We start from the raw sequence: 6,289 nt of genomic DNA on the forward strand, positions 1-6,289 counted from the left end.
CTTTTATTTTATCTTTTGAAGAAAATTTAGCCATAAAAAATGCACCTCCAATTGTTAGTTATGTGTCTAACAATTGGGGTGCACTTCATTTACAATTAGGCTTTTTTATATAGTGTTTTTGTTATATACTATACTCAGTAATAAAGAAAGGGCTTACATTTAGGGTCGCTCTTTAGAATACGAATACTTTGAGTATGTTTTATGTAAATGTTCGATATTTAATGCAGAAAAATGTTAGATTTTGTTGACACGTATGAGAGCAAGTGGTAAGATTACTTCGAAAAGAATCACTGCCTCATATAATCTTGGAGATAAGGTCCATAAGTTTCTACCTGGCAACCATGAATTGCTAGACTATGAGAGGAAAAGTGTGTAACAAAGGATGTAAAGGATCTTTGTGCCGAACTTTTTCTCGAAATGAGGAATGTTTATGGTGCAAAGTTTTTTTTATGCAATAAAGAGTGAAAATTTTATTTAAAAAAATTATTATTATTTATTCGACAATTATACTTATTTTGGTGGATAGTCATTTGTACTATGTTGTAAGTTGAAAAAAGAGAAAAGAAGTCTTACATCAGAGGTCGAATAATTGAAATGCGGGGGAGTCTTATGTCAGTAAAATCCGATAGTCGTCACCTATATCTACGGGTGATTGATCACATCAAAGAAAAAATTAAAGATGGGGCGTATAAAGAACGACAAAAGTTACCATCAGAGTTTGATTTAGCGAAAGAACTTGGCGTAAGTAGAGCGACTTTAAGGGAAGCGTTGCGTATTTTAGAAGAAGAAAATGTTGTCATTCGTAGACATGGTGTAGGGACATTTGTAAATGCAAAGCCATTATTTTCTTCTGGAATAGAACAACTTTCTAGTATTACAGATATGATTTCTAGTGTGGGGAAAACACCAGGAACAATCTTTTTATCATCATCTACTACAACTTTAACAGAAGAGGAAAAAGAGAAGTTTAATAGTGAAGATGGTTTTAATGCAGTGATGATTGAACGCGTGCGTACAGCAGATGGGGAACCTGTTGTGTATTGTATCGATAAACTTGCAAAAGAAATATTGCCAGATTTATCGGGTTACAATGAGGAATCATTATTAACGGTGATACATAATAACACACATAAGCGCATAACATATGCGGTTGCTCACATTGAGCCAATTGGCTATCACCCTAAAATTTCACCGATTTTAGAATGTGAGCCTGAAACAGCACTGCTTGTATTAAAACAAATGCACTATGATCAAAATGATGAGCCAATCTTATATTCTATCAATTACTTTAGAGCTGATAAATTTAGCTTCCACGTATTAAGAAAGCGTATGTAGGTAAATTCCTTTTTAGGGAGGTGACAGCAAGAAGTAAGGAACAGCAGCGTAAGAATAAATATATATCATTTTTGGAGGGGTTTCTAGTATGAAGAAAAAAGCAGGCCTTTTATTATCATTAATATTAGCAGCAAGTACAGTTTTAGGTGCATGTGGTAACTCGGATAAGGCGAGCAGTGACAAGAAAGACACGAAAGACAATAAAGACTTCAAGGTTGGTCTCGTAACGGATGTTGGGGGCGTTGATGATAAGTCATTTAACCAATCTTCTTGGGAAGGGTTACAAAAGTTTGGTAAAGATAATGGTTTAAAAGAAAAGACAAATTATCGTTACCTTCAGTCTGAAAAAGAAGCTGATTATATTCCAAATTTAAAAAAATTCTCGAAAGATAAATATGATTTAACATTCGGAATTGGTTATAAATTAGAGGGTGCAATTAAAGAAGTAGCAAAAGAATCGTCAAAACAACAATTTGCAATCGTAGATACTGTTGTAGATGCACCGAACGTAACGAGCATTACGTTTAAAGATCATGAAGGATCATTCCTTGTAGGTGCGGTAGCAGCTATGTCAACAAAATCAAATAAAGTAGGATTTGTTGGTGGAATGAAAAGTGATTTAATTAGTAAATTTGAAAATGGATTTAAAGCTGGTGCAAAGGCAGTAAATCCAAACATTGAAATCGTATCTGAATATGCAGAAGCATTCGATAAGCCTGAAAAAGGTACAGTTCTTGCTTCAGCAATGTATGGTCAAGGCGTAGACGCAATTTATCATGCTGCTGGTGGTACAGGTAACGGTGTGTTCACAGAAGCGAAAAACCGTAAGAAAAAAGGTGAAAATGTTTGGGTAATCGGTGTTGACCGTGACCAACATCAAGAAGGTATGCCTGAAAATGTAACATTAACTTCAATGATTAAACGTGTTGATGTAGCAGTAGAAAAAGTAGCTAAAGAAGCAAAAGATGGGAATTTAAAAGGTGGGAAAATTGAAGAGTTTGGCTTAAAAGATGACGGTATTGGTATTTCAAAAACAACTGATAACGTGAAAAAAGTTAACCCTGAAATTTTAACAAAAGTAGAAGAGCTTGAAAAGAAAATTACAGCCGGTGAAATTAAAGTGCCAGCTACAGATAAAGAGTATAAAGAATACGAAGCTTCTCTAAAAAAATAAATAGAGAAATAGCAAAGGTTAGTTCATAGAACTAACCTTTGTATGTATAAAACTTCCGAATTGCTTAATAAGTTAATAGTGTAATAGGGAATGTTCCCTGTTAAAAGGAGGAACACAATGGAATACGTAATTGAGATGAATAACATTACGAAAGTATTCCCAGGCATTGTAGCGAATGATGATATTACGCTGCAAGTAAAGCAGGGTGAGATACATGCTTTACTTGGAGAAAATGGTGCAGGGAAATCCACATTGATGAATGTACTATTTGGTTTGTACCAACCAGAGCAGGGTGAAATTAAAATTAAAGGTAAACCTGTAAAAATCACAAATCCGAATATAGCAAATGACCTTGGTATTGGAATGGTCCATCAACACTTTATGCTTGTTCATAATTTTACAGTTACAGAGAATATTATTCTCGGAAATGAACCGAAGAAAAAAGGGAAAATTGCTGTTGAGGATGCTGCTAAAGAAATTCAAAAACTGTCTGAACAATATGGTTTGGCTGTAGATCCATATGCGAAAATACAGGATATTTCAGTTGGTATGCAACAGCGTGTTGAGATTTTGAAAACTCTTTACCGCGGTGCAGAAATTTTAATATTTGATGAACCGACAGCTGTGTTAACACCACAAGAAATTCATGAGCTAATTCAAATTATGAAAAAGCTTGTACAAGAAGGAAAATCTATTGTTCTTATTACACATAAGTTGAAAGAAATTATGGAAGTTTGCGATCGTTGTACGATTATTCGTAAAGGAAAAGGGATTGGAACGGTTGACGTTGCAAATACGGATGAAAATAAACTTGCAGAATTAATGGTCGGACGTCAAGTGAATTTTAAAACAGAAAAAATAGACGCGAAGCCAAAAGAAGAGGTACTTTCAATTGCAAACCTTGTTGTTCACGATGCACGTCAACTACCTGCTGTAAAAGGCCTTGACTTAACTGTTCGTGCGGGGGAAATTGTTGGGATTGCAGGGATTGATGGAAACGGACAAAGTGAATTAATAGAAGCGATTACTGGTTTACGAAAAGTTGAGTCAGGTTCTATTGCAATTAAAGGAAAAGAAATAACAAATTGGCCTGTTAGAAGAATAACAGAAGAAGGAATTGGTCATATTCCAGAAGATCGTCATAAACACGGACTCGTTCTTGATTTTTCTGTTAGAGATAATATAGTTCTTCAAACGTACTATAAAAATCCGTTTTCAAAGAAAGGGATTTTAAATTTCAGCAAAATTACAGAAAAAGCAAAGGCTCTTATTGAACAGTTTGATGTACGTACACCTAGTGAGCAAACGTTAGCACGCGCTCTATCTGGGGGGAATCAACAAAAAGCAATTATTGCACGTGAAGTAGACCGAAATCCAGATTTATTAATTGCGGCACAGCCAACACGTGGTTTAGATGTAGGAGCAATTGAATTTATTCATAAGAGATTAATAGAGCAAAGGGATAAAGGAAAAGGTGTATTACTTTTATCATTAGAGTTAGATGAAATCTTAAATGTTAGCGATCGAATTGCTGTTATTTATGAAGGGGAAATTGTAGCAATAGTTGATGCGAAAGAAACGAATGAACAACAGCTTGGATTGTTAATGGCTGGAGGAACAAAGAAGGAGCAGGTGGGTACAAATGGCTAAAAAGCTTTTAACAGAACGAACGATAAATATTTTAGTCCCAGTACTATCCGTTATTTTCGGCTTACTTGTAGGAGCGATTGTAATGCTAGTTAGTGGCTATGATCCAATTGTTGGTTATAGTGCACTTTGGACAGGAATGTTCGGCAGCGCAAGTGCGATTGGTGAAACGCTCCGTACAATGATACCGCTTATTCTTGCTGGCTTATCGGTGGCGTTTGCATTTCGTACAGGTTTATTTAATATCGGGGTAGAGGGTCAATTGTTAGTTGGTTGGCTTGCAGCGGTTTGGTTCGGTTATGCAGTCTCACTACCAGCGTTCCTTCATATTCCATTATCGATTTTATTTGCCGCATTGGTGGGCGGAATTTGGGGCTTCATTCCGGGATATTTAAAAGGGAAGTTTCAAGTGAATGAGGTTATTGTAACTATTATGATGAACTATATTGCGTTGTATGTAACGTATGACATCATTAAGCGTTTCTTACATGCGGGTAATGACAAAACGTATGATATTAAAGAGAGTGCGTCACTATCTTCAGACTGGCTTGCTTCTATTACTGATGGTTCACGTCTACACTGGGGAATTATTATAGCAATTTTAATCGCTATTTTAATGTGGTTCTTATTAGATCGAACAACTTTAGGTTACGAATTAAAGTCTGTAGGATTTAATCAGCATGCTTCTCAATATGCAGGTATGAAAGTTTCTCGTAATGTAGTATTCTCTATGACAATTGCTGGTGCATTTGCGGGGATTGGTGGAGCGATGGAAGGATTAGGGACATTCCAGAGTATGACAGCGATGTCTTCGTTTACAGGAGTAGGATTTGATGGGATTGCCGTAGCATTACTTGGAGGGAATAATCCGTTTGGTATAATCCTTTCAGCTTTATTATTTGGTGGTTTGAAAAGTGCTTCCCCTCAAATGAACTTTGAGGCAGATGTACCGTCAGAGCTTATTAATGTAATTATTGCATGTATCATCTTCTTTGTTGCATGTAGTTATGTGTTAAGATGGGCGCTTACACGCATGAGCAAGGAGGGGAAATAAATGAGCTTTTTAGATATATTAGCCATTCTTGTGACGGGTACGTTATATACATCGGCACCTATCATTTTCACAGCACTAGGTGGTGTATTTAGTGAACGATCGGGTGTTGTAAATATCGGATTAGAAGGACTAATGCTATTTGGTGCATTTATTGGAGTTGTTACAAACTTATTGATGGGTGATACTTGGGGAACGATGACTCCATGGATTGCGTTATTATTTGCGGCAATTGGTAGTGGATTATTTGCATTACTTCATGCGGTAGCTTCTATTACATTCCGAGCAGATCAAGTTGTAAGTGGTGTAGCCATTAACTTCTTATCTCTTGGTTTAACAGTATTTGCAATTAAGAAGATTTTTGATAAAGGGCAGACTGACTTTATTCAGTATCGTATTGAAAAGATTGATATTCCAGGCCTTTCGGATATTCCGGTTTTAGGGAAAATATTTTTCTCGAACGTACCAATAACGTCGTATATTGCCATTATTTTAGCATTCGTTGTTTGGTATGTTATTTATAAAACACCGTTCGGTCTTCGTCTACGTGCTGTTGGTGAACACCCAATGGCAGCGGATACGATGGGGATTAATGTATATAAAATGCGTTATATTGGAGTCTGTATTTCAGGAGTGTTTGCTGGAATTGGTGGAGCGATTTTTGCAATGTCAATTTCTAATAACTTCTCAGGGGCAACTATTACAGGACAAGGTTTCTTAGCTTTAGCTGCTATGATTTTTGGGAAGTGGAATCCACTAGGCGCATTAGGTGCAGCTCTATTCTTTGGTTTTGCGCAATCTCTAAGTGTAACGGGCGGAACAATTCCTGTATTAGATCAAATTCCAAGTGTTTTATTAACGATATTACCATATGTATTCACAATATTAGCGCTTGTTGGTTTTGTAGGTCGTTCTGAAGCTCCGAAAGCATTAGGAACTCCTTATGAAAAAGGAAAACGATAAGTATTTTATAAGTATAAAAAAGCTCGCACATTATGAAGTGCACCCCAATTGTTAGACACATAACTAACAATTGGAGGTGCATTTTTTATGGCTAAATTTTCTTCAAAAGATAAAATAAA

5 protein-coding genes and 1 riboswitch are annotated in these 6,289 nt (G+C 36.1%); all 5 genes read left to right on the forward strand.

Annotated features, from left to right (window positions below; genetic code table 11):
* Positions 1–275: 275 nt before the first annotated feature.
* Positions 276–377, forward strand: a riboswitch (purine riboswitch).
* Between the two features lie 232 nt (positions 378–609).
* The gene (locus MR169_RS27660) at positions 610–1,335 is read left to right on the forward strand and encodes a GntR family transcriptional regulator (protein ID WP_000114182.1); all 726 of its coding nucleotides are present in this window, start codon (positions 610–612) and stop codon (positions 1,333–1,335) included.
* An 88-nt stretch (positions 1,336–1,423) separates the two neighbouring features.
* Complete coding sequence (locus tag MR169_RS27665; RefSeq protein ID WP_242320377.1) at positions 1,424–2,509, forward strand: BMP family lipoprotein; 1,086 nt, start codon at positions 1,424–1,426, stop codon at positions 2,507–2,509.
* A 117-nt stretch (positions 2,510–2,626) separates the two neighbouring features.
* The gene (locus tag MR169_RS27670) at positions 2,627–4,159 is read left to right on the forward strand and encodes an ABC transporter ATP-binding protein (RefSeq protein WP_000456907.1); all 1,533 of its coding nucleotides are present in this window, start codon (positions 2,627–2,629) and stop codon (positions 4,157–4,159) included.
* The gene (locus MR169_RS27675; protein WP_086392607.1) at positions 4,152–5,210 is read left to right on the forward strand and encodes an ABC transporter permease; all 1,059 of its coding nucleotides are present in this window, start codon (positions 4,152–4,154) and stop codon (positions 5,208–5,210) included. The genes MR169_RS27670 and MR169_RS27675 overlap by 8 nt, the downstream gene beginning before the upstream one ends.
* Positions 5,211–6,170, forward strand: a complete 960-nt coding sequence (locus MR169_RS27680) for an ABC transporter permease (RefSeq protein ID WP_000008857.1) — start codon at positions 5,211–5,213, stop codon at positions 6,168–6,170.
* Positions 6,171–6,289: the final 119 nt, after the last annotated feature.

The sequence above is a fragment of the Bacillus cereus group sp. BfR-BA-01349 genome (assembly GCF_022663795.1).
Lineage (GTDB): Bacteria > Bacillota > Bacilli > Bacillales > Bacillaceae_G > Bacillus_A > Bacillus_A cereus.